At 41.4% G+C, this 22,142-nt stretch carries 24 protein-coding genes; 7 read left to right on the forward strand and 17 right to left on the reverse strand.

Annotation, left to right across the window (positions count from 1 at the left end; genetic code table 11):
* Window positions 1-43 precede the first annotated feature (43 nt).
* Both ABWV45_RS02605 and msrB read right to left on the reverse strand, forming a co-directional pair.
* Window positions 44-706, reverse strand: a complete 663-nt coding sequence (locus ABWV45_RS02605; RefSeq protein WP_353348380.1) for a DNA-3-methyladenine glycosylase I — start codon at window positions 704-706, stop codon at window positions 44-46.
* A complete protein-coding gene (msrB, locus tag ABWV45_RS02610; RefSeq protein ID WP_353348383.1) occupies window positions 706-1,098 on the reverse strand; it encodes a peptide-methionine (R)-S-oxide reductase MsrB in 393 nt (130 codons plus the stop codon). Before msrB ends, ABWV45_RS02605 begins: the two co-directional genes overlap by 1 nt.
* 139 nt (window positions 1,099-1,237) lie before the next feature.
* Here msrB and ABWV45_RS02615 point away from each other — a divergent pair, with 139 nt between their 5' ends.
* Both ABWV45_RS02615 and ABWV45_RS02620 read left to right on the forward strand, forming a co-directional pair.
* Complete coding sequence (locus ABWV45_RS02615; protein ID WP_353348385.1) at window positions 1,238-2,452, forward strand: pyridoxal phosphate-dependent aminotransferase; 1,215 nt, start codon at window positions 1,238-1,240, stop codon at window positions 2,450-2,452.
* 9 nt (window positions 2,453-2,461) lie between these two features.
* Window positions 2,462-2,890, forward strand: a complete 429-nt coding sequence (locus ABWV45_RS02620) for a hypothetical protein (RefSeq protein ID WP_353348387.1) — start codon at window positions 2,462-2,464, stop codon at window positions 2,888-2,890.
* On the opposite strand, the gene ABWV45_RS02625 is transcribed toward ABWV45_RS02620, so the two are convergent.
* On the reverse strand, window positions 2,887-3,807 hold the full coding sequence (locus ABWV45_RS02625) for a class I SAM-dependent methyltransferase (RefSeq protein WP_353348389.1): 921 nt from the start codon (window positions 3,805-3,807) through the stop codon (window positions 2,887-2,889). The genes ABWV45_RS02620 and ABWV45_RS02625 overlap by 4 nt on opposite strands.
* 64 nt (window positions 3,808-3,871) lie before the next feature.
* Here ABWV45_RS02625 and ABWV45_RS02630 point away from each other — a divergent pair, with 64 nt between their 5' ends.
* The gene (locus ABWV45_RS02630; RefSeq protein ID WP_353348391.1) at window positions 3,872-4,021 is read left to right on the forward strand and encodes a PA1571 family protein; all 150 of its coding nucleotides are present in this window, start codon (window positions 3,872-3,874) and stop codon (window positions 4,019-4,021) included.
* A 76-nt stretch (window positions 4,022-4,097) separates the two neighbouring features.
* On the opposite strand, the gene ABWV45_RS02635 is transcribed toward ABWV45_RS02630, so the two are convergent.
* The 5 genes from ABWV45_RS02635 to ABWV45_RS02655 form a co-directional block, all read right to left on the reverse strand.
* Window positions 4,098-5,231: a 4-phosphoerythronate dehydrogenase gene (locus ABWV45_RS02635; protein ID WP_353348393.1), complete on the reverse strand. Its 1,134-nt coding sequence runs from the start codon at window positions 5,229-5,231 to the stop codon at window positions 4,098-4,100.
* The gene (locus ABWV45_RS02640; RefSeq protein ID WP_353348395.1) at window positions 5,228-6,106 is read right to left on the reverse strand and encodes a 5'-3' exonuclease; all 879 of its coding nucleotides are present in this window, start codon (window positions 6,104-6,106) and stop codon (window positions 5,228-5,230) included. The genes ABWV45_RS02635 and ABWV45_RS02640 overlap by 4 nt, the downstream gene beginning before the upstream one ends.
* A gap of 2 nt (window positions 6,107-6,108) precedes the next feature.
* The gene (locus tag ABWV45_RS02645) at window positions 6,109-6,408 is read right to left on the reverse strand and encodes a hypothetical protein (protein ID WP_353348397.1); all 300 of its coding nucleotides are present in this window, start codon (window positions 6,406-6,408) and stop codon (window positions 6,109-6,111) included.
* Window positions 6,409-6,471: 63 nt separating this feature from the next.
* Entirely contained in the window at window positions 6,472-7,800 is a 1,329-nt protein-coding gene (locus ABWV45_RS02650; protein ID WP_502914652.1) for a DEAD/DEAH box helicase family protein, read from the reverse strand.
* Window positions 7,801-8,346 carry an elongation factor P hydroxylase gene (locus tag ABWV45_RS02655; RefSeq protein WP_353348399.1) on the reverse strand — a complete coding sequence of 182 codons (546 nt, stop codon included), beginning with the start codon at window positions 8,344-8,346 and terminating at the stop codon, window positions 7,801-7,803.
* A 173-nt stretch (window positions 8,347-8,519) separates the two neighbouring features.
* Between ABWV45_RS02655 and ABWV45_RS02660 the strand changes: the two genes are divergently transcribed.
* From ABWV45_RS02660 to ABWV45_RS02670, 3 genes are all read left to right on the forward strand, one after another.
* On the forward strand, window positions 8,520-9,845 hold the full coding sequence (locus ABWV45_RS02660; RefSeq protein WP_353348401.1) for an MATE family efflux transporter: 1,326 nt from the start codon (window positions 8,520-8,522) through the stop codon (window positions 9,843-9,845).
* 166 nt (window positions 9,846-10,011) lie between these two features.
* Window positions 10,012-10,680 (forward strand): hypothetical protein, encoded by a 669-nt coding sequence (locus tag ABWV45_RS02665; protein WP_353348403.1) that lies wholly within the window; start codon window positions 10,012-10,014, stop codon window positions 10,678-10,680.
* Between the two features lie 42 nt (window positions 10,681-10,722).
* Window positions 10,723-11,580, forward strand: a complete 858-nt coding sequence (locus tag ABWV45_RS02670) for a transglycosylase domain-containing protein (RefSeq protein WP_353348405.1) — start codon at window positions 10,723-10,725, stop codon at window positions 11,578-11,580.
* Window positions 11,581-11,734: 154 nt separating this feature from the next.
* Here the strand turns inward: ABWV45_RS02670 and ABWV45_RS02675 are convergent, their stop codons facing one another.
* The 5 genes from ABWV45_RS02675 to ABWV45_RS02695 all read right to left on the reverse strand — a co-directional run bounded on the left by ABWV45_RS02675 (window position 11,735) and on the right by ABWV45_RS02695 (window position 16,387).
* On the reverse strand, window positions 11,735-12,592 hold the full coding sequence (locus ABWV45_RS02675; protein WP_353348407.1) for a gluzincin family metallopeptidase: 858 nt from the start codon (window positions 12,590-12,592) through the stop codon (window positions 11,735-11,737).
* A 73-nt stretch (window positions 12,593-12,665) separates the two neighbouring features.
* Window positions 12,666-13,703, reverse strand: a complete 1,038-nt coding sequence (locus ABWV45_RS02680; protein ID WP_353348409.1) for an NADP(H)-dependent aldo-keto reductase — start codon at window positions 13,701-13,703, stop codon at window positions 12,666-12,668.
* A gap of 453 nt (window positions 13,704-14,156) precedes the next feature.
* Window positions 14,157-14,864, reverse strand: a complete 708-nt coding sequence (locus tag ABWV45_RS02685) for a hypothetical protein (protein WP_353348411.1) — start codon at window positions 14,862-14,864, stop codon at window positions 14,157-14,159.
* A 21-nt stretch (window positions 14,865-14,885) separates the two neighbouring features.
* Entirely contained in the window at window positions 14,886-15,134 is a 249-nt protein-coding gene (locus tag ABWV45_RS02690; RefSeq protein WP_353348413.1) for a glutaredoxin family protein, read from the reverse strand.
* Between the two features lie 119 nt (window positions 15,135-15,253).
* Window positions 15,254-16,387, reverse strand: a complete 1,134-nt coding sequence (locus ABWV45_RS02695; protein ID WP_353348415.1) for a DUF5610 domain-containing protein — start codon at window positions 16,385-16,387, stop codon at window positions 15,254-15,256.
* A 336-nt stretch (window positions 16,388-16,723) separates the two neighbouring features.
* Between ABWV45_RS02695 and ABWV45_RS02700 the strand changes: the two genes are divergently transcribed.
* Window positions 16,724-17,749: a fatty acid desaturase gene (locus ABWV45_RS02700; protein ID WP_353348417.1), complete on the forward strand. Its 1,026-nt coding sequence runs from the start codon at window positions 16,724-16,726 to the stop codon at window positions 17,747-17,749.
* A gap of 38 nt (window positions 17,750-17,787) precedes the next feature.
* Here ABWV45_RS02700 and ABWV45_RS02705 read toward each other — a convergent pair whose 3' ends face one another.
* The 4 genes from ABWV45_RS02705 to pheS all read right to left on the reverse strand — a co-directional run bounded on the left by ABWV45_RS02705 (window position 17,788) and on the right by pheS (window position 22,134).
* Window positions 17,788-18,279 (reverse strand): asparaginase domain-containing protein, encoded by a 492-nt coding sequence (locus ABWV45_RS02705; protein ID WP_353348419.1) that lies wholly within the window; start codon window positions 18,277-18,279, stop codon window positions 17,788-17,790.
* 122 nt (window positions 18,280-18,401) lie between these two features.
* Window positions 18,402-18,698 (reverse strand): integration host factor subunit alpha, encoded by a 297-nt coding sequence (gene ihfA, locus ABWV45_RS02710; protein ID WP_283786854.1) that lies wholly within the window; start codon window positions 18,696-18,698, stop codon window positions 18,402-18,404.
* Between the two features lies 1 nt (window position 18,699).
* Entirely contained in the window at window positions 18,700-21,084 is a 2,385-nt protein-coding gene (gene pheT, locus ABWV45_RS02715; protein WP_353348422.1) for a phenylalanine--tRNA ligase subunit beta, read from the reverse strand.
* 57 nt (window positions 21,085-21,141) lie between these two features.
* Complete coding sequence (gene pheS, locus ABWV45_RS02720) at window positions 21,142-22,134, reverse strand: phenylalanine--tRNA ligase subunit alpha (protein WP_353348424.1); 993 nt, start codon at window positions 22,132-22,134, stop codon at window positions 21,142-21,144.
* Between the last annotated feature and the right edge of the window lie 8 nt (window positions 22,135-22,142).

Here is a 22,142-nt window from a genome sequence, read left to right on the forward strand (position 1 = left end):
CAATCAATTAAAAGTGTCTAGTTTTTAATCAAACAAGAATATATTAAGTAAACGACAGCATTCTTGAAATATGGGACATGGGATAACCAGATTGTTGGTGCCACTCATTAAATGCATGCTGAATAGCCACTAAATCTCGTTTTGCTTTGTTATCTGTAACCTTGCTCACCACCCCAAGGGCCCTCAATTGCACCATAACGTCTTCACTGAGCTGAAAGGTATCTTTGCCTGCCATACGAATTATAGCCTGCGCACTGCGACCACCCAGCTGCGCCCCGTGCTTTTTCATTTCAAGCCATAAACTAACAATATCCGTAACAGGCCAGTTAGCAATGTACTGGCCAAAACCACCCTGCTCTCTCTCTAGGTCGAGCAACCAAGCAGCATTAATACGCAAGGCTTTTATTTTACCCCAGTGCTTGATTAACCCAGGCTCCAACATATGTTGTTCTAAGGCTTCATCACTCAAACTGGCCACATAGGCAGGTTTAAAGCCATTGAATACTTTTTCAAAGTTGGGCCATTTACTATCCACTACACTGTGTTTTAATCCGGCACGAAATATCCTTAAGCCAATTAAAGATAAATAATAGTCACTAGAGCGCTCAACCAATTCCTGAGCGCTAATCACCTCAGGTAGTAGGCGTTCAAAATCCGCGCCTTTTAGCTCTTCGGCTCGATGATAAATCCAGTCAAAATCTTTCATTATTTTTCTTCAAACGTTAAAGATGCACTATTGACACAATACCTTAAACCAGTGGGAGCAGGCCCATCAGGAAACACATGACCCAAATGCGCATCACAACGACTACACAGAATTTCAGTACGCTGCATCATCAAAGAGCTATCTGATTTTTCATCAATAGCGCCACCTTCAACCGGTGCGTAAAAGCTTGGCCAGCCGGAACCGCTGTCGTATTTCGTATCCGATTCAAATAAAGGTTGAGCACAGCATACACACAAATACATACCCGCTTTTTGGTTGGAGTATAACGCACCAGTAAACGCTCTTTCAGTGCCATGCTCACGGGTAATACGATAGGTTTCTGGGTCCAGTTCTTGTTGCCATTGCTGTGGTGTTTTTTTGATCTTATCCACTTTAATTACCTTAAAATTAAGTATTCTTCTTATTGTCTTCAGCTAGCATTTGGAGCCAACGCAAAAGCTAGGTATTATCCGCACATCTTTATAATCTATTTATTGCCATCATTAAACCATAGGGCTTCTGGGGTCTTTCATGCACGAATTGCATAAATCAAACAAACTGGCCAATGTATTTTACGACATTCGCGGGCCCGTACTCAGTGCCGCCAAGCGTATGGAAGATGAAGGCCATCGTATTTTAAAACTCAACATCGGCAACCCTGCTCCATTTGAATTAAACGCGCCAGATGAAATTCTTCAAGATGTGATTCATCAACTACCCAATGCCCAAGGTTATTCTGACAGTAAAGGGATTTACTCCGGTCGCAAAGCAGTGATGCAGTACTGCCAACAAAAAGGCATTAAAGGGGTCGATATTGATGATATTTATTTGGGCAACGGTGTCAGCGAACTTATCGTAATGGCACTACAAGGCTTAGTTAATAATGGCGACGAGATCCTGATTCCCTCTCCGGATTACCCTCTTTGGACTGGAGCAGTAAGCCTAGCTGGCGGCACACCAGTGCATTACCGCTGCGATGAGCAATCGGACTGGAACCCTGACTTAGACGACATCCGTAAGAAGATAACCGCAAATACAAAAGCTTTGGTGCTAATAAACCCAAACAACCCAACGGGTGCCTTATATCCCAAGGAAGTATTACTGGGCATGCTAGAAATCGCCCGCCAGCACAACTTAGTGGTGTTCTCAGACGAAATTTACGACAAGATCATCTTTGATGAAGCCGAGCATGTATCCACTGCCTCTTTAGCTGAGGATTTACTGATCATTACCTTCAATGGTTTATCAAAAACCTATCGCCTTGCAGGCTTTAGAAGTGGCTGGCTAGTGGTCAGTGGTGCCAAACATAAGGCAAAAGACTACCTAGAAGGCTTAGACATGCTAGCAAGCATGCGCCTATGCGCTAACGTACCATCCCAGTACGCCATTCAAACCGCACTGGGTGGGTATCAGAGCATTAACGACCTTGTGCGCCCAGGGGGGCGTATCTATGAGCAACGCCAATTAACCCATGAACTGATCAACGATATACCAGGGTTAAGCTGTACCCTTCCTAAAGGCGCCCTATACAGCTTTGTAAAAATGGATCAAAGCAAGTTCAACATTAAAAACGATGAAAAAATGGTATTGGATTTACTTGAACAACAAAAAATATTGATTGTGCATGGTCGTGCCTTTAACTGGCCTGAGCCTGATCACTTCCGTTTGGTTTTTTTACCAAGGGTTGATGATCTACAAGAAGCCATTGGCAAAATTGGCAATTTCTTTGAACACTACAGCCAATAGGAAAAGGTTATGAACGATGTCAACATCGACGATTTTTATCATGACATTGGCATTATTTTGTTAAGCCTTTTTCAGCAGTTTCCTCGCAAGGTTAGTTTATTTATTGATGATATTAGCGGGCCTGATGAGATGGATGAATTTGGCCTACATAGCCAACGCTACTTGTCCGCCGTTGGCGCACTTATGTGGCTACATGACGAAGGTTATATTCGTTATTTGGATATCATTAAACAAGAAAGCGCAGAGGAATGTACTCTCACTCAAAAAGCATTTGTGAAATTGATTACACCTAATCTGAGTAAGGAAAAATTAGCCAACGCTCATTCTATTGAAAAACGCGAAAGCACTCTCGCATTTCAAATTCAACAAGCGCTGCGAGAACAATCCAGCATTGATATGCAGCGCATTATTGAACAATATTTTTTTCACGCTTTTTAAGCAGGCAGTTGATACAACATCACTTTTAAAGAATGCTCTTCGTTTTGATCCGCCAGCACAGGCGGATTTTTTATTCGCGTAATAAACTGTGCTTGTGGAAATACTCTCTCTACCAGTTCATGTAGAAAATCTGGGGTTAATGCTGGCGAGTTCAAACACAACATTAATTGTGCATTAGGCGCTAATGATGGTTTTAACTTTGTCAGCAGTTTTTCATAATCACGACGCACATCAAATGCTTTGCTTTGAAAACTAGGTGGATCGGCAATTAATAAATCATATGGCCCTTTTTGCGTGAGTTTTTTAATCATCTTAAAAATGTCTTGTGCAATAAATGTATTGCTCACACATGGCACATCATTCAGCGCTAAATTTTGCTGACCACGTTTAATCGCCCCTTTTGCCATATCAATATTCACTACAGACGACGCATAACCCGCCGCTGCTGTAATACCTAAACTGCACGTATAAGAAAATAAGTTTAATACATGTTTATTTTGTGCGTTTGCTTTAACCCAAGCACGCCCTTCACTCATATCTAAAAATAAACCAGTGTTTTGGTTTCGACCAAGGTTCACCCAATAAGATAAATTGTCTTCTATTATCCTGTGATCAATGCCGATAAAAGCATCACTACCATAAAACACTTCCACAGGGTCATCTTTTTGGAAACGGCGCTGAATATATATGGCCTCAATACCAAGCCCTTGAGCTTGAGAAGCAATCTCATTCAAAGTTTTTAATAAATCGGTTTCATCTAAACTTTGGTACACCATTACCCAAAGAACAGGCGGATACACCTCAATATTTATCTGTTCCCAACCCTTTATTACACCACCGCGTCCATGAACAAGGCGCTTGGCTTGACTACTGGGCAAACTTTCAACAATTAAATTAAAAACTGAATTATTTTCCATAAATCTCTTGGCTTAGAGCTTAGCCTATTACTATACTGAGGTTACATACTAATTGGGTGATGTCATGAAGAACTCAACCACACAGACCGCACAAGCAGAGCAAGATTACCTACATGGTGCAGCCTTAGTGGATAGCAAAGGCAAGGAGACTCCCATTACTGAGGAGATGATCCAAAAAGCCTTAGAGGAAATCTTACAAGCCACCAAGTCTTAACGTTTTTCTAGAATATAAAGCAGCCATAGGCTGCTTTTTTTATGTCACAAATATTTAATAACTTCATCATAAATATTTATTGTTTTATACGCACACCCATGGCTTGCAACCAAACAGCATGAGACAAGCGCCGAGACGAGACCACCTGACAAGTCAAGTCACGACGCATCGGATACTCTTTGCGTAAGCCGTCAAATGCTTTTGCTTTTTCATCTTTAGTTAGCCCAAGCAAGCTGAGCATACGAAAGTGATCATCTCTAATATCGTAGGCCGATTGAATCACTTGTTTTAAAATGTATTGTATATCCGCTTCACCAGAGAAGCTTAATTTGCGAAGTGGCGCTTCGGAAATTAGTTGAGCTAAACGTAACCGTTTTGGTAAAGCTAAAACATCACATAAGGCTTCATAAATCATGGCGGTGCCGCCATATTTACCATCTAAGCTATAACCCGCTATATGAGGGGTGGCCAATAAACATGCTTTAATTAGTTCATCCGTTGGTGCTGGCTCTTGCTCGTATACATCTAAAATACATTCAAAGTTAGGATGACTATTTTTATGCTTTAATAAAGCTTGGTTATCCACTACTTCACCGCGACAACTATTAATTAAACATGCTGTGTCTTTCATCTTAGCGAAGCGATTTTCATCAACTAAGTGATAGGTAGTATGTTCACCTTGTTTGATAATTGGCGTATGTAACGTCACCACATCTTGCTGCCAAACTTGTTCAGAGCATTCATTACTAGCAAATGCCTCTACATTTGGATCGTACGCGACAACCTTCATACCCAATGCCTTTAAGGTATCGTATAACAGCCCACCAACATTTCCCGCACCAACAATTCCAACACTCAGTGATTGCCAAGGGGTTTGCTTGCGCTCTTGCAATACCAATAAAGCACTTAAAATATAATCCACCACAGCTTTTGCGTTACAGCCAGGTGCATTGGCATATTGAATACCAGCCTGCTCCAAATAAGTTGTATCTAAGTGATCTGTGCCTATGGTACAGGTGCCTACAAATTTAACCTTAGAGTTTTGTAGTAACTTGGCATTCACTTGGGTGATGGAGCGCACCAATAAAATATCAGCATCTTTAACATGCTCAGCACGCATTTCTCGACCGGGCAAGGTGACTAGCTCTTGGCACATATCCGAAAAGAACGCATTTAATAATGGGATATTCTCGTCTGCAACTATTTTCATTGGTGCAATCCTGCCAGTATTTCAAGTTGTTTATTAAACGGTCTCATCAGCCCTAGCTGTTCAACCAAGGCATAGACAAAAAAGTAGCCATCTTGATCAAAAGGTAAAGCCGTTAACGATATTGGAATGTCTTTACGTAATTCGATTAATTGACGATTTAACAGTACTCTGTCCTTTTGATCAATTAATGACTGAGCAATGCGCTCAGCACCTCGCACGCTCAAACTGGCATTTGAATCAATCACACGATAAATACCCTGATAATCGCCGTAGGTTTGCAGCAAGCTGGTGGCGGTTTTCACACCGATACCACTCACTCCTTCAATAAAGTCGCTGGCATCTCCCACTAGGGATAGGAAGTCCACTATTTGATTAGGAGCTAACCCCACCTCTTGTTTTAGACGTTCTACATCCCAAATAGCCTCGGTGGCATTGTCTTGCATGATGACATTCGTGGTGAGTAATTGGCGCAGGTCTTTATCTCTAGAATGAAGAGTAACCTCATGCTCAGGTAATAAAGCCACACTTGTGGCCAAGTAATCATCCGCTTCAAATTCAGTTCCGGCTAATACCACAAACCCTAAATGCTCACAGAACGACTTTAACAAACTTAACTGGTACAAAATGTCTTCATTGGGCATAGCCCGATTTGCTTTGTAATGAGGGTCTAATTCATGCCTAAAACAGGTTCCTAAGCTTTCATCAAATGCTGCTACCGTTACATCCGACTGAATAAACCTAGGCTGCACCAGCCAGCGTAACGAAGCCAGCAACGGATACACTTCCCAGCCATCATCGGTGACGATACTTGGCCCGGGGGCAAAATAATAGCGAAAGAATACTGCTGAAATATCAATTAAATGAGCTTGCTTCACAACTAAGGACTGAGTACAAAAAATGAGGTGGAATGACTTTGGTGTAAAGTATCTGAAAACGAACTAGACAATAAATTTACATTATTTATGCCTGTGTTTTTAGAGAAGATTGATTGGCCTGTTTCAAAACGTACAAGGAATCCATCACGAGAATAGTGCCAACCTAAAAGCTTCTCGTGCTGAATACTCTCGGTCACATTCAAAAGCTGGTCAACATAATTAACACTAACCAGTTGGCTGGCGCTCCCCAGAAAATTAAGGGCTTGTTTATGAATTAACTCATGACCATGTTTTACATTCATGGAAAAAGCATGCGCGCCAAAAAATAAACATATTACAAGAGTGAGCCACTTCACTTGCATGATTTAACCTTTAGGCACAGGCTCAGTAATGATTTTCTTACCTAAATAGGTTTCAAGATCCATTAAACCATACGCTTCATATTCATCGACAAAGGTAATGGCCATGCCACTTGCTCCAGCGCGACCAGTACGACCAATACGGTGTACATAGTCTTCTGGGTCATCTGGTAGGTTATAGTTAAATACGTGAGTAATACCATCTACATGAATACCACGTCCGGCTACATCCGTGGCGACCAATACGGTGTTGTCTTGGCTCTTAAAGCGTTCTAGGGTTTTCACCCGTTTTTGTTGAGCCACCTCACCGCTTAATAACATGGCTTTTACGCCCATTTTATTTAAGCGATCGGCTAGATCCCTTGAGGTGTCACGACGGTTAGCAAAAATAATAGCTTTACCGGTCGTGGCTTGATTTAAAAAATCCACCAGCACTTGATCTTTTTCTGTTTCTTGCAGGCTATAAAAACGCTGATCGACAGTATCAGTTGCAACGGATTCAGGCTCAATTTCAACCTGCTGAGGTTTGTAGGTCCAGCTTTCACTTAACGCCACAACGTCGTATGGATAGGTCGCACTGAACAATTGAGTTTGGCGTATGTCTTTTTCTGGAGTGCCGCGAATAATGCGTTTTAAGTCAGGAATAAAACCCATATCGAGCATGCGATCGGCTTCGTCAATAACTAACATTTCTACTTGGTCTAAAAACACTACTTTCTGCTGAAGAAAATCAAGTAAACGACCAGGGGTGGCCACTACAATATCGACAATATCATTAAGTTGTTGTTTTTGTTTATCGTAATCCACACCACCAACAATGGTTACTACATTTAGTTCTGTGTGCTTAGACAAGCCTTCAGCATCTTTTGCAATTTGCATGGCCAACTCGCGAGTAGGCGCAATAACAAGAGCTCGCGGCTCGCTGGCATAACGTTCAGCTGGCTGCTTGGTAAGTAATTTTTGCAATACGGTAATTAAGAAGGCAGCTGTTTTACCGGTACCGGTTTGTGCTTTACCAATAATGTCATGCCCAGCCAAAGTATAGGGCAAAGCGGCCGCTTGAATTGGGCTTGCATACTGAAACCCTAAATCAAAAATACCATGCATAATGCGTTCATCAAGATCTAAATCATGGAAGCGAGTTTTGCCTTCTTGAGGTTCAACTTTAAATTGAGCGGCATCCCAAGGTTCTGGCTTCTTTTTAGGCTTTGGTGTTTTTTTAACCGTTTCTTTTGGCTTTTTTGGTGCTGTCGCTTTTTTATCACTGATTTGTTTTGGCGACGGCTTAGCGGGCTCGTCCTTACTGAACAGTTTTTTGATCAATCCAATTGGCATTTATAACTCTTCCCGTTTAAATTCTGATGGGCTTAGCGGCTGATCACTTCGGTAATGAGCAATCAAAGCATCGCTGAATTGTTGTGCCCGTTTAGGCAGCCCTTGTTGCAAATACTGTTGTACTTGCTCATATATTTTGTCTTTAAAGATATTGGCAGAGGCCTCAATGGCTTGAGGGTCTGCCGATAAATTATCGATACTGACATTGAATACAAATTGAGCACTTTTGCATAAAATCCACTCAAGTGCTTGAGGTTTAATTTCAACCTGTTCAAATTCTGCTTGCTGCTCTGGAGTTCGCCCATCAGGATTATACCAGTAGCCAAAGTCTACTAATTTGCGACGCTGCTCTCCGGCGATACACCAATGGCTTATTTCATGTAATGCACTGGCGAAAAAACCATGGGCAAAAATCACACGATCCCAAGGGTAATATTGGCTTCTAGGGATATAAATGGGCTCATGCCCCCCTCTGACCAATTCGGTGTTTAAGGATGATTTAAAGCTGTCATTAAAAAGCTTAATCACCGTCGGACATTGATACATAGACTTCTTACAACATTTTACTGGTCTGCTTTATACCAGTTATGGGCCAGCGCTACCAGTGACAAGCCTTGAGCATTGCAATTCGGTGGATTTTCCTGATACTGGGGCCAGCTTTTACCAGATTGTTTGAGTAGCCATTGAATATTTTTTATAAGCAAGCAAAACCCCTGTTAATGTTAATGATCCCCATTTTAGGCACACAGCTGGCCCAAACCGGCATGGGGGTCGTGGATACCTTAGTTGCGGGCATGGCTGGCACCTTAGATTTAGCCTCAATCGCTGTTGGTAGTAGCATTTGGCTACCTCTTGTATTATTTGAAAGTGGCATCATGCTGGCACTTTCTCCTCTGGTTGCCCAAGCCAAAGGTGCTAAAGATAAAGCTCAATCAGCCCGTCATTTACAACAAGGTATTTACCTTGGGTTAGTGATTGGCTTAATCGCAATGCTAATTCTACTTTTTGGCACGGCTCCTGTTATGAATATCATGGAGATAAGCCAAGAGATTCAACTGATTACCAAAGAATATCTACTATACATCGCACTTTCATTACCTGCCGTGGCGGTGCATCAAGCATTTCGCTCATACAATGAAGCCGTACATTTAACATCACCTGTGACCATCATTGCATTTGCAGGCTTGGTATTAAACGTCCCCTTAAATCTGTTATTCGTGTTTGGCTTTGGGCCCATTGATGCCATGGGCGGAGCCGGATGTGGCTTAGCCAGCTTGATCGTTTTTTATATGATGGCCATCGCCATCTGGCTTTATACCTATTTCAGCCGCTTTCACCAAAAGGTGAAACCCTTACATACATTTAAAAAACCGAATTTAGCTCATATGCAACACATTTTAAAAATCGGCTTACCCATTGGCTTAGCCATATTTGCTGAGGTCAGCTTATTTTGCATCATCGCTTTATTCATTGCCCGTCTCGGCCCTGACATTGTGGCGGCTCATCAAATAACACTAAATATATCCACTGTGCTATTTATGATTCCTCTTAGCCTTGGCATGGCTTTAACGGTTTTAGTTGGAAACGAATTAGGCAAACAAAATCAAACAGGGGCCAAACTCGCATGGAAAAACGCGCTTTACGTTAACCTCTTTCTGGCCACCTTCAATGCCGCATTCATCTACTTTTTAGGTGAACGCGCGGTGACGTTATACAGCCAAGATGACCATGTCATAGAAATCGCCACCTACTTGTTATTACATGCCGCTGTCTTTCAGATAAGCGACAGCATCCAAATCACCGCCGCAGGGGCTTTACGGGGCTATAACGACACCCTTGCCACGTTTGTTCTGAGCTTAATTGCGTTTTGGGGTGTGGGCCTGCCACTTGGTTATTATTTAGGATTAGCGCAAGATGCTCCCATGGGCGCTGCTGGTTTTTGGGTGGGATTAATCATTGGTTTAAGCGTTAATGCAGTATTTTTGTTAGCTCGATTACGGGTGGTCAGCCGAAAGGTAATCCTTGCATCAAACACCGCAACCTAGACCTTAAGCGCCTTTTATTGATAAAAGGCGCAACTAACCCTTTAGACATCAATCAACTGGATATTAGCCCCCTGCCAGTTATTCAAAACTATTCATACTCCTCGGATTTTTTGTACCTATACTCAAAGAAGGTGCAGGAAGCAGTCGCAACAGCCTTGGAGTAAATATGGCCAAAAAAGCCGATGTTATTGATTTTAGGCAACACAAACGCAATCTACCTAAAATACGCCGTTTAGTGCCCGAGCTAGATGGTATAGAGATGCTATATACCAATGACTCTTCAGACCAAGTCTTTAATTTGAAGGTTCTGTGTTGGGCTATATGGAGCGATGGTCACATAGATGGCATTGTGCCTTGGATGAACAAAATCGTGGCTTGTCGTAGCCTTGATGACCCTTTAAATGGCCATTGGGAAGGTTTTTTAGATACCCGTACTGGCCAAGTTCTATTTGAAACCCCTGCTTATAAAAGCGAGTATTTAAAGCAAAGCGCCCATTATTACCCAGTTGTGACTAATCAAGCCGCAGATATTATTCAAGAAATCCCCGATTTAATTGGTAGCCACGCGGTGTTTAGCCACGACCAATTCAACAGCTTCACCATTCAAGAAATCCACAGCTGGCGTCTATACAACGACGGCTCTGTACTGGCCATGTGTGTCGAAGAAGACCACGTACACAGTACACCAGTATTAACTGGTGATGATTGTTTATTCAGTGTTCAGCACAGGAAAGACTTCCATTACTTCTTCCAGCATACCATTGCTAACAAAATCAAAGCCAAAGACCCAGACGCCCTTGCAGCCATGGCACATTTGGCCAAGCACTCATCCTAGGGTAAGCTGTTATTATTCACTCAAATAGCAAAGTGACATAACATGTTTGGCATCAAGGATGAGTACCTAAACGAGTTTGAAACCCAACCTTGGAAGCGATTACGCAACCGCTTTATTCGTTTGATTTTAAGCCCCTACCACCTTATTCGTTCTATCTGCATGATAACCGGTGCTTTAGTATGGATTGGGGCTACAGTGTTATTCATTAGCGCGTTCATTATGTTCGACAGCCTACCGTATTTTCACCAGCATCCATTTAAACAGGTGAAAGCGTCAGCCATCAAACAAGTACAAACCCATTTAGCTAACAACCCAGAAGCTGCTAAACAGTACCAATGGAGCAGCATCGACGATATTAATCGTGAGTTACTCTACGCCATTGTGATGAGTGAAGATGGTGATTTTTTTAACCACCAAGGCATTGATTATGACGCACTCATCAACGCGTTAGGGGAAAACATCAAACGCCGTGAATGGAGTTTTGGCGCAAGTACCATTAGCCAACAAACGGTGAAAAATATTTATTTTGAAAACGGTAAAACCCTATATAGAAAATTCAAAGAAATTCTTGTTACACGACGCTTAGAAAAAGCGCTCAATAAAAATGAAATACTAGAAATCTACTTAAATATTGTAGAATTTGGGCCCGATATTTATGGTATACAACAAGCATCGCTATACTATTTTAAATTACCGCCCAGTGAATTAAACGCGGCCCAAGGTGCGTTTCTAGCCATACTCATGCCCAGTCCTAGAAAATACCACTTTACTGTTTATCAAAACAAATACCTAGCCAATCGTCATAAGCGAAAGTATTTAAGAATCATGCAAGACATGCGATTTAAAGAGTACATAAGTCCCACACAATATAATAAATATCGAAACTGGGAATTTTTTTAACGGATTTTTCGCTATTTCTGCTAATTCCTGATTTATCTCACTTACACCACATAAGCTGAGCCAGTTGCTTAATCAGAATGAAATAAGTGATAGAAATCTAATGTCAAAAGCCCAGAGTCTTAGAGATACTAGGCTGTTAAATTGAAATCACTCCTTAAGGTTCATATGTCGTTGGTATCCAATCACCGTCACCTAAAAATGAACCAACAAAAGAGTGAAGTGAGTAGCCCAAATTAGACTTACACGCTTTCTCACCTGCATCTTCATATGAAGCATGATTGACAAAATTTTTGAAGCTATCGTAATCAGAGGACATTTTTTTGACCAATATATGGGCAAGATTATAACTCAACTCTTGTCCGTCATCCGATCCATAAAATGCATCACCACTCCAAAAATCATTAATTGTTTGACTATTCCAATATCGATTATGCCTAGCCATAATTTCATTATCTAAAAATAATGAATTACCAGCTAAAACATCCTCCATTACAACGGCTAGTCCTTCATTTAACCATGTAGGTATGGATAGATGCGAAAGGCATGCATGAGTCATCTCATGCACGGCAATCGGCTCTGAATAACTAATGTCCTGCGAAGGGAATGCGAAATGCCCATAACCATCATTAATATACATTCCAGAACTTAAGCCAAACTCCCCTTCATCAGGATAGAATAAATTCACATATTCGTAATAATGGTCAATATTTTTGAAGATCATTACAGCATGCTTACCATACCCTTCATCAGAAGCGATTTCATCTAATGCTTTAAGTATTCTATCTAATGTTCTTTCTAAAAAGATAGAAAAAACATTCACATACCTATCGCTTTCATTGGACATGATAAAAAAGTTATCTGACTCCTTGATTGTGTAATCACCACCAAAATGATCTGCGACCACCTTTAACCATTTGTGGCACTCTAATGCCCAACGTCCATTCAGAGATTCTTCATCATTTTTCTCTTCAAGGTTTAATGCAACTTGATTCCAATCGGGCTTGATATCCATATTTTTATCATCTACTTCTATCTAAGTATTATAAGTGTCATACATAAACTAAACTAACAGTACTTGACTCATTTTATGGTGCAGGGTTCGGCTGTAATGTGTGCACTTTCTCAATTTCTGTTAATACATCACCACTTAAGATTAAATCAACCGATGCTATGTTTTCTTTTAATTGCGCCATACTGGTGGCCCCAATGATATTGCTATCCACAAAGCTTTGTTGATTTACAAATGCCAAGCTCATTTGTGCAGGGGTCAATTTAAACTCTTTGGCAATATCCACATAAGATTGTGTGGCTTCAAGTGCTTGCGGATTGGTATAACGCACAAAGCGATCAAACAATGTTAAACGACCATCCTCTGGTGGTGTTTCACCTAAATACTTTCCGCTTAAGGCACCAAATGCCATGGGGCTATACGCTAACAAGCTAATGTTCTCTCGGTGGCTAATTTCTGCTAAACCAATTTCATAAGTACGATTCAACAAATTATATGGGTTTTGTATAGAAACTGGTTTGGCAAGTCCATGCACTTCACACAAGCTTAATGCTTTCATTACACCCCAAGGGGTTTCATTGCTAAAACCCCAATGACGTACCTTGCCCTGTTTCACCAGTTCGTCCATGGCTTGCAGGCTTTCTAGTAGAGGTGTCATGCTTTCGTTGTCATTGGCTTTGTAGCCAAGCTGGCCAAAATAGTTAGTACTGCGATCAGGCCAATGCAACTGATACAAATCCACGTAGTCGGTTTGCAAACGAGCTAAGCTGGTGTCGATGGCTTGATTAATGTGCTCTTTGGTTAAACGGGGGCCATTCCTTAAGTAAGTTAATCCATTTCCCGGCCCTGCTACCTTGGTGGCTAAAATGATATCGTCTCGCTTACCACGCTTGTTCAGCCAAGTACCAATGTATTGCTCGGTTAATCCCTGAGTTTTCGGCTTGGGCGGCACCGGATACATTTCAGCGGTATCAATAAAATTAATGTCTTGCGCTAAGGCGTAGTCTAATTGTTCGTGGGCCTGTGCTTCTGAGTTTTGCTCGCCCCAAGTCATGGTGCCTAAACATATTAAGCTTACGTCTATGTCTGTATTACCCAACTTTTTAAATTTCATAATTCACCTTAATATGCATTATTATTGTCAGCTACCCTAGTCGATTCAGCCCTGCTTCACAACGTGCCTCTTTGGGACGCTTTGTTTTATTGCTTATGTAATACCAAGGCTCAATTTTTTTGGATTGACCATCGCTTTTTAGCCTTCAAAAAACTACTCACATCAGTAAACCCTAAGGTGTCAGCTAAAGCCGCAGAGCTTAGTATATGTTCTTCAAGTGACTGAAAACGAATCTGTCTAAATTGTTCAAGTAATTCAGAAAACCCAACACCCTCTTGCTTTTTCAAAAGCCATTAATACACACATTAATGGCAACGGTTTCAAAGGGAGAATGAGCCAGCCTATTGTTGATATCATCATTCGCCATGAACAAAACCATTTATTTGATTAATAAAAAAAACCGATAAGCTTTTACTTATCGGTTTTTCTAAATTTACTTAACTGAATATATAATTAATCTTGAATTTTACAGTTACGCCATTCACAGCGAATCAAGAAAAAGCTGTTATCCGCACAGGTTGCCTCTAATACCTCATTAGGGCCATCGGCTTTTAAGGTACGTACTTTAGGGTTTACACAACCTTCACGCTTGGTTAGACGCTCAACTGCAAATGCACTGCGTGAGTATTTTTTATGAGATTTATCTTCAATTTCACTCATTTTAATGTATAAGTCTTGACCTTTAGAATCATGCTGTTGTTGCAGTTTAACTAGCAACGGATACATGTTTGAATCTTCGCGTAAGTCCATGTTACCGTCACGATATTCAGCCATAGTACCTAAACATGTTTCTGTTTTATCTCCTTCTGCTAACAATTCTTTCACATGTTGTTCTGCTTCATTAACAATATCAAATGTTAAGCCCATAGCTAAACGGGCACCGGTTTCTTGACGATTATCCGTCAGGGTAATTAAGTTGTAGCTAAGACCGTAATCTGCCGCTTCTACTAGGCTGCCATTACGTTTCCACCAGCTACGGTACCCGCGCCATGCGGCTTGTTTGGCGGTCACGCTTATGTCGCTACACGTATCGGTTAATTTACGTACGATAACGTCTTGAACCAGTGCATAGCTAATGGCCTGTTCATCTGGTGTTCTTGAGTTGCTGCTACAGGCACTGATGGCCAGTACACACATGATTAAGGTTAATCGCTGAAGCACTTGGGCCTCCTTAGGTTTTAGTTATTTGTTTTTATTAAGTGACTCTAGCCAATGAATTAATTGCTGTTCATCAAATGGCCAGCCAAGTTCTTGCTCTTGCTGAAACATTAACACAGGAATGCGCATGCCGTATTGCTCTACCAAGGCGTCGTCGTTGGCGATATCCACATATTCTGTAGAGTAACCAAAAACCGGGGCAATACGCTTAACGATTGACTCTGCCACTTCACATAGATGACAACCCGAGGTGCCTAAGAGCTGGATTTGCACGGTATTTCCTAGAAGTTTTGAATCTCCTGAGAATACCATGGTACGCAAGAATTAAAAACGTCAGCCATAAAAAATGGGTAATCATAAGATTACCCATTTTTTATGGCTTTGATCACTATTTACGCGTTTAGATTATCAAGCATAGGCTTTAGTAAGTCAGGGATCTGGCTTTTACCTAATTGCTCACTTACTTGATCCATTTGCTCAAATAAACCCTCAAGCAATGAACGAGAATTAGCAAAATGGCTGGCTTCCTCATATGCCGCTTTCACCCCTTGGGCAAAGTCAGCAAGGGGTTGTGCTAAGCCTTTAGGTAGTAAATCGTCATATCCTTTACCCTTACTTGAGCCAGCTAATGCATCACCTTGCATAGCGCCATATTCAGAAGCACTTACATGGCTTTGTTTTAGATTTAAGCTAAATTGTGCGATTTGATCTGCGTCGCTGGTTAAATTCATGGCCATATCAAAAGCTGTGCCTAAATCGCCACTATAAAACTCACCGGCTAAATCATTCACTTGCGCCATTAAAGACTCGATAGCGGCCATTTCATCGTCGTTTAAGTTACCTTCTACCATTAAACTGAAACCTGAACGGTTAGTCTCTTCGCTTAAACTGGCGTATAGCTGGGTGTCACCATCATTGGCTGCTAGTGCTGCTTTATAAGACTCGTAGTCGCTCATGGCTTTGATTTTCACTACATCCCCTTCTTGGGTTGTCAGTTCAAATTCAAAGTTGTTTTTGGTGCGCTCGTAGGCTTTACCGTATTCAACGGTATTGGCTTTGAATATCTCCTGATTTGGATTGAAGGTGCCTTCTTTTAGCTGATCAATGCCGTCATATATGCCTTGTTCGGCCGCATCAATCTTTTCTGCCAAAGGTTCATCCATTTTATTTAGAGCATCAATTTGCTCTCTAGCTTGCTTAAAGCCAGTTTCTACACCGCTTTGAGCCGCTTCAAATAAGGAGTTAAGATCGGCTTCACTGGCTCCATTTGCACGAGCTTGGTCGATACGCTTACCAATATGCTGCATAACCGTGTCAACAACAGCATCTACATCAAATAGGCTTTTAGCTTCAGAGACGGTTTTCTCAGGGGGTAGATCTACACCTAGGTTGTCCTTTAATGCATTCCCTAGACGTTGATGGGCAAATTTGTCTTGATCAAGTTTTTCTTCAGCCATAACTTTTGGCTGTACAGGCTGAGAATACAGGTTAGATTTATTGAATAACGCAGAGTTAAACGACAACATGGCACACCTCTGAGTGATCTTGGTAGCCAGCCTTGGCCAAAATTAATTAAGTGATACCCACTTATCGACTAATAGAGGATTTTCTTTAGCTTATTTACCCTGCTGAGTTATTCTTTTTTTGTATTATAGGGAATTGAATTTCATGTTTTAGTTCTAAAAATGGCCATGAGAGTCGTTTTAAATGGATTAACTCTCATATTTAATCTCGTGATGATTCATATAGCCAATCTTTCTAAAATTAACCCGCCACCCAATCATAACGGCTAACCACCTTCAGCTCGATTCATTAAGGCCTGCTAGGATTATATGTATCAACAAAGTTTTAGATGTGACGTTATGAAGACTGATCACAATTGCATTGCAACTAAGAATATTCAAAACGCTATCCGCCAAGCAGGTGCAGATTTGAAAGTGGCTCACCCCATTTTACGCCATCAAAATGCCATTGGTTTGATCATTGGACTAATTGCATTTATAGGCATGATTGCCTCTGGTTTAGGATACATTTACGGATTTATTCCGGCTTGGCTCTGTATTCTATGCAGCGCTTTTTTTGCAGCTATTAGTCATGAGCTAGAACACGATTTAATTCATCGCTTGTACTTCCGTAAACAGCCTTTAATTCAAAATATGATGATGGCCATAGTTTGGATTATGCGCCCAAACACGATAAACCCATGGTTTCGACGTCAATTACACTTTAACCATCATAAAGTTTCCGGTACTCAAAACGATGTGGAAGAACGCATATTGGGTAATGGTATGACGTTTGGCATTAAACGAATAGTGGCATCGTTAGATGGTTTTTTATCTATAACCATACGCATCAAAGAATTAAGTAGCATGAAGGGTTATCAATATTTAAGCTTTGCTTTTAAAGGTGCACCATTAACCCACATATATGTCGTTAGTTTGTATGGTTATTTAACCTTTTTGACTTTCGATTTATTCAACCTAAATACCCTTCTAGGCTTTGAATACACTTCTTGGTTTTTAGATGTTTTAAATTGGGTGGAAGTGATGTTAGTGGTTTGGATTATTCCAAATGCATTACGTGCTTTTTGTCTGCACAATATGACTGCTGCATTGCATTATTATGGAGATGTGGATTCTCTGTTAAAGCAGTGCCAGATCATGAACCATTGGTCATTACTACCATTACAGTTGTTTTGTTGTAATTTTGGTGCCACTCACGCTATTCATCATTTTGTAGTGAGTCAGCCATTTTATTTACGTCAAATGGTGGCAAAAAAGGTATACCCTGTCCTGCAAGAAAACGGGGTGCGATTTAATGATTTTGAAAGTGTATTGAGAGCCAACCGTTTTGCTAAAAAACCTGAAGCGTTAACACCTCAGGCCTAACTGTTTGTAACAAGCTAGCTCCTATTAGTAGGGCTTTTTTATTTTCCTTCAAATCGCTTATTTTGATAGTTTTTTTCCACATGACTGGCCGGATATACTTGGCCGCTCATAGCGATATAACTTCCAGCTGTCATTCCTTGTGACATTAACGCACCAATCGCTGTTCCAATATTAAATACAGCGTCTGTTTCTGTAAATGCAGCAGGTTGCATTGCCCCTGTAAATACTATGGTTTTATCCTCCTGTTCACCAATGGTTTGTGCACTTTTCACCATGGTGTCGGTGCCATGTGTTATAAGGATTTTTTTATGCTGAGTCCTGTGAATGATATCTTTTAAGGTGTTTCTATCGCCATCTGTCAATTCAAGGCTGTCTTTACGGCATATCTCTATACATTCAAAATCAAACGCCACATTCATGTTATTTAATATCTTTGCAACGACAGGTTCGCCCACTTGAAACTCACTTAGGGCATCAAAATACACTTTATCAATGGTGCCGCCTGTTGTGATTACTAATAAAGATTCCATATATGGCCACGCTTAACTATTTTTAAATTAGTTACATTATGATGCTAAAACTGGGATTTACGAATTTATTTTATGCAAAAAAAAGAGCAGCCAAAGCTGCTCTTTTTCACCAATGTATAACGTTATTCTTCGTTATATGCTTCTACTTGTACTTTTAATTTTTGACCTGGACGAAACGTGACCACACAACGAGCAGAGATAGGAATCTCTTCACCGGTTTTGGGGTTGCGCCCAGGGCGCTGCCGTTTTTCTCTCAGATCAAAATTACCAAATCCAGACAGTTTGACTTGTTCTTTTTCGGTTAAACAAGTGCGGATCTCTTCAAAGAAGACATCGACCATTTCTTTGGCCTCACGCTTGTTTATGCCAAGTTCGTCAAATAGCTTTTCTGCCATATCAGCCTTGGTGATCGCGGTCATACTAACCTCGTAGTTGTGCACCTAATCCTTCAGCCAGTTCAGTGACAATAGCATCAACCCAACTGGTTATTTCTTCATCATTAAGAGTGCGCGAAGGATCTTGCCACGTCAAGCCTAAAGCAAGACTTTTTCTACCATTTTCAATACCTTGGCCACGATAAACGTCAAAAAGTGTCACATTTTTTAAACAATTCCCGGCTTTGTTGCGAATTGCTTGTTCAACTTGTGACCACTGGGTTGTTTCCTCTAGTACAAAAGCCAAATCGCGACTCACTTCAGGGAACTTAGAAACCGAGCCAAATTCTGGCAATTGACCTTGCGTGATGTCATCTAAAAGCAATTCGAATACAAACAAAGGTGTTTTAATTCCAAGTTGTTTTTGCAGTACCGGATGCAATGCCCCCATCAAACCCACTTGTTTATCACCTTGGTAAATCGCAGCACATTGACCCGGATGTAACGCTGGATGCTCACCCGCTTCAAACCGATACGTTACACCACCATTAACTGCAAGCATGGCTTCGATGTCACCTTTAAGATCGTAGAAATCCACTTTCTCTGAATCGTTTGTCCAGCCTTTTGCAATACGTGAGCCGCAAATTAAACCAGACATCATAGGTTCTTGAATTAACTCACCGTCTTTAGGTACAAAACGCAAGCCCGTTTCAAATAAACGTACGGTATCTTGTTGACGCTTAAGGTTATGTTCCGCTGCTTTTATGAGACCAACCCATAAGGTCGAACGCATAACCGACATATCCGCTGAAATTGGATTTGCAAGGGTTAAACCATCAATCTCTGGGTCCACTAATTTTTGAACTTTAGGATCAACAAAACTATATGTAATGGCTTCTTGATAACCACGGCTCACCCAGTATTGCTTTAGGGTATTAATTGGGGTTTCAACTTCTGGCTCGCTTTGTAAATCAAGTGCGGCCATAGGCGTTGATACTGGCAGGTTGTTATAGCCATGAATGCGGGCGATCTCTTCTATTAGATCCGCTTCAATGCTGATATCAAAACGATAGCTAGGTACGTTTACTGTCCAGCCAGTGTCGTTAGCCGTTACTTGCATACCCAAACGAGTTAGCATGGTTTCGATGTCGCTGGCTGGTAACTCTAACGCTAATACATCAATAATACGCTGTGCACGCAGCTCAACCGTTGCCTCTGTTGGCATGTGGGTATCATCTTGTGACACCACTACAGGGCCAACTTGCCCACCACAAATTTCAACAATCAGTTGTGTGGCACGCTCAATTGCATCGTTTTGTAAGCGATAATCTACGCCTCGCTCAAAACGGTGCGAAGAGTCTGTATGCAGACCGTAGTTACGAGCTTTGCCAGCAATAGAAACCGGATTGAAATACGCCACTTCTAAGAAGATATCTTGTGTTTCAGTAGTCACACCTGAATGCTCACCGCCCATTACGCCTGCAATCGCTAATGGCTTAGATGCATCAGCAATCACTAGGGTATCGGTATTTAGCTCTACTTCTTGGCCGTCTAATAGCGCTAGCTTTTCTTTCTCAGTAGCGTAACGCACGTTAATACCGCCATCGAGTTTGGCCAAATCAAATGCGTGCATTGGTTGACCCAGTTCTAACAAAACATAGTTAGTCACATCCACAATTGGATCGATTGAACGAATACCGCTGCGGCGCAGTTTTTCAATCATCCATAAAGGTGTAGCGGCTGAAACATTCACCCCTTTCACTACCCGACCTAAATATTTAGGGCAAGCATCACTGGCTGATAATGTTACGGCTACACCATCATCAATTTGAGCCGCCATTGTTTCAATGTTTAATGGTTTAACATCAATATTGTTTAATGTACCCACTTCACGAGCCAAACCTTTCACACTTAAACAGTCCGCACGGTTTGGAGTTAAATCCACTTCGATGATAGTGTCTTCTAGGTTCAAATATTCACGAATATCTTGCCCAACCGGAGCGTCAGCTGCTAATTCCATTAATCCGTCTGATGATTCTGCCATGCCCATTTCAGATTCGGCGCACAACATACCAAAACTTTCGACACCACGAAGCTTAGCTTTTTTAATTTTAAAACCTTTACCATCTGGGGTAGGCAATACAGCTCCGATTTTTGCGAAAGGAATTTTTAATCCTTCACGAACGTTGGCAGCACCACACACAATTTGAAAGTTTTCTGTGCCGTCAGTGACTTGGCATAAGCTGAGTTTATCAGCATCAGGATGCTGTTCACGTGTCACAACTTGACCAACCACAATACCACTAAATTCGGCCGCTACTGGGTCAACTGCATCAACTTCTAAACCCGCCATTGTCACTTGAGCTTCTAACTCTTGTGTTGTCAGGTTTGGGCTTACCCATTCTCTTAACCAGCTTTCACTGAATTTCATATTTGTTTTCCTGAATTCTTTTAGATTTACAAACGTTTAACGATTTTCAACTTCGAATTAATTAAATTGTTCCAAGAACTTCACATCATTTTCGAAGAACAAACGTAAATCGTTTACGCCGTAACGCAGCATGGCAAGGCGCTCTACCCCTAAACCAAACGCAAAGCCCATGTATTGCTCTGGGTCGACACCACTGGCTTGTAATACATTTGGATGTACCATGCCGCAACCACCTACTTCTAACCAACCGGTTTTGCTTGATGCCCATTGAATATCAAACTCAGCAGAAGGCTCAGTAAATGGAAAATAAGACGGACGGAAGCGTACACTTAGGTTCTCGTCTTCAAAGAAGGTACGTAGAAATTGTTCAACGGTACCTTTTAAATCAGCAAAACTGACTTTTTTATCCACTAGCAAACCTTCTACCTGATGGAACATAGGCGTGTGAGTTTGATCGGAATCACAACGATAGACGCGGCCAGGGCAAATAATACGAATTGGCGGATTTTGTGCTTCCATGGTGCGAATTTGTACAGGGGAGGTATGAGTACGCAATAACTGCTGTGCATCAAAATAGAATGTGTCATGCATGGCACGAGCAGGATGATGAGCAGGAATGTTCAATGCATCAAAGTTATGGAAATTATCTTCCACTTCTGGGCCTACCGCCACATTATAACCTGCATGCTTGAAGAAATTCTCAATACGCTGAAGCGTGCGTGTTACAGGGTGTAAACCACCTGATTTTTGACCACGACCGGGTAAGGTCACATCAATGCTTTCTGATTTTAGTTTTTCGGCTAATGCTGCATTTTCTAAGTTGGCTTTTTTAGCACGAATGGCGTCTTCAACTTTTTGCTTGGCTTCATTAATTTTGGCACCGGCTGCTGGGCGCTCTTCATTACTTAATTTGCCTAACGTTTTTAAAAGCGCAGTGATAGCGCCTTTTTTACCTAAGTAATCAACACGTACTTGATCAAGCAACTGTACGTCTTGGGCTTGTTCCACTTTCGCCAGTGCTTCGGTTACCAAATGCTGTAGGTTTTCCAATTTTCCTG

This window comes from Oceaniserpentilla sp. 4NH20-0058 (genome assembly GCF_040371755.1).
Taxonomy (GTDB): Bacteria; Pseudomonadota; Gammaproteobacteria; order Pseudomonadales; family Oceanobacteraceae; genus Bermanella.

Bases quoted from the DNA above. Each gene is read 5' to 3' on its own strand.
- ABWV45_RS02670 (WP_353348405.1), top strand. From the start codon at position 10,723: ATGTTTGGCATCAAGGATGAGTACCTAAACGAGTTTGAAACCCAACCT.
- ABWV45_RS02680 (WP_353348409.1), bottom strand. From the start codon at position 13,703: ATGAAATTTAAAAAGTTGGGTAATACAGACATAGACGTAAGCTTAATA.
- ABWV45_RS02705 (WP_353348419.1), bottom strand. From the start codon at position 18,279: ATGGAATCTTTATTAGTAATCACAACAGGCGGCACCATTGATAAAGTG.
- ABWV45_RS02625 (WP_353348389.1), bottom strand. From the start codon at position 3,807: ATGGAAAATAATTCAGTTTTTAATTTAATTGTTGAAAGTTTGCCCAGT.
- ABWV45_RS02675 (WP_353348407.1), bottom strand. From the start codon at position 12,592: ATGGATATCAAGCCCGATTGGAATCAAGTTGCATTAAACCTTGAAGAG.
- ABWV45_RS02700 (WP_353348417.1), top strand. From the start codon at position 16,724: ATGAAGACTGATCACAATTGCATTGCAACTAAGAATATTCAAAACGCT.
- ABWV45_RS02650 (WP_502914652.1), bottom strand. From the start codon at position 7,800: ATGCCAATTGGATTGATCAAAAAACTGTTCAGTAAGGACGAGCCCGCT.
- ABWV45_RS02660 (WP_353348401.1), top strand. From the start codon at position 8,520: ATGTTAATGATCCCCATTTTAGGCACACAGCTGGCCCAAACCGGCATG.
- ABWV45_RS02635 (WP_353348393.1), bottom strand. From the start codon at position 5,231: ATGAAAATAGTTGCAGACGAGAATATCCCATTATTAAATGCGTTCTTT.
- ABWV45_RS02645 (WP_353348397.1), bottom strand. From the start codon at position 6,408: ATGAATGTAAAACATGGTCATGAGTTAATTCATAAACAAGCCCTTAAT.
- ABWV45_RS02620 (WP_353348387.1), top strand. From the start codon at position 2,462: ATGAACGATGTCAACATCGACGATTTTTATCATGACATTGGCATTATT.
- ABWV45_RS02655 (WP_353348399.1), bottom strand. From the start codon at position 8,346: ATGTATCAATGTCCGACGGTGATTAAGCTTTTTAATGACAGCTTTAAA.
- pheT (WP_353348422.1), bottom strand. From the start codon at position 21,084: ATGAAATTCAGTGAAAGCTGGTTAAGAGAATGGGTAAGCCCAAACCTG.
- ABWV45_RS02615 (WP_353348385.1), top strand. From the start codon at position 1,238: ATGCACGAATTGCATAAATCAAACAAACTGGCCAATGTATTTTACGAC.
- ihfA (WP_283786854.1), bottom strand. From the start codon at position 18,698: ATGACCGCGATCACCAAGGCTGATATGGCAGAAAAGCTATTTGACGAA.
- ABWV45_RS02605 (WP_353348380.1), bottom strand. From the start codon at position 706: ATGAAAGATTTTGACTGGATTTATCATCGAGCCGAAGAGCTAAAAGGC.
- ABWV45_RS02665 (WP_353348403.1), top strand. From the start codon at position 10,012: ATGGCCAAAAAAGCCGATGTTATTGATTTTAGGCAACACAAACGCAAT.
- ABWV45_RS02630 (WP_353348391.1), top strand. From the start codon at position 3,872: ATGAAGAACTCAACCACACAGACCGCACAAGCAGAGCAAGATTACCTA.
- ABWV45_RS02695 (WP_353348415.1), bottom strand. From the start codon at position 16,387: ATGTTGTCGTTTAACTCTGCGTTATTCAATAAATCTAACCTGTATTCT.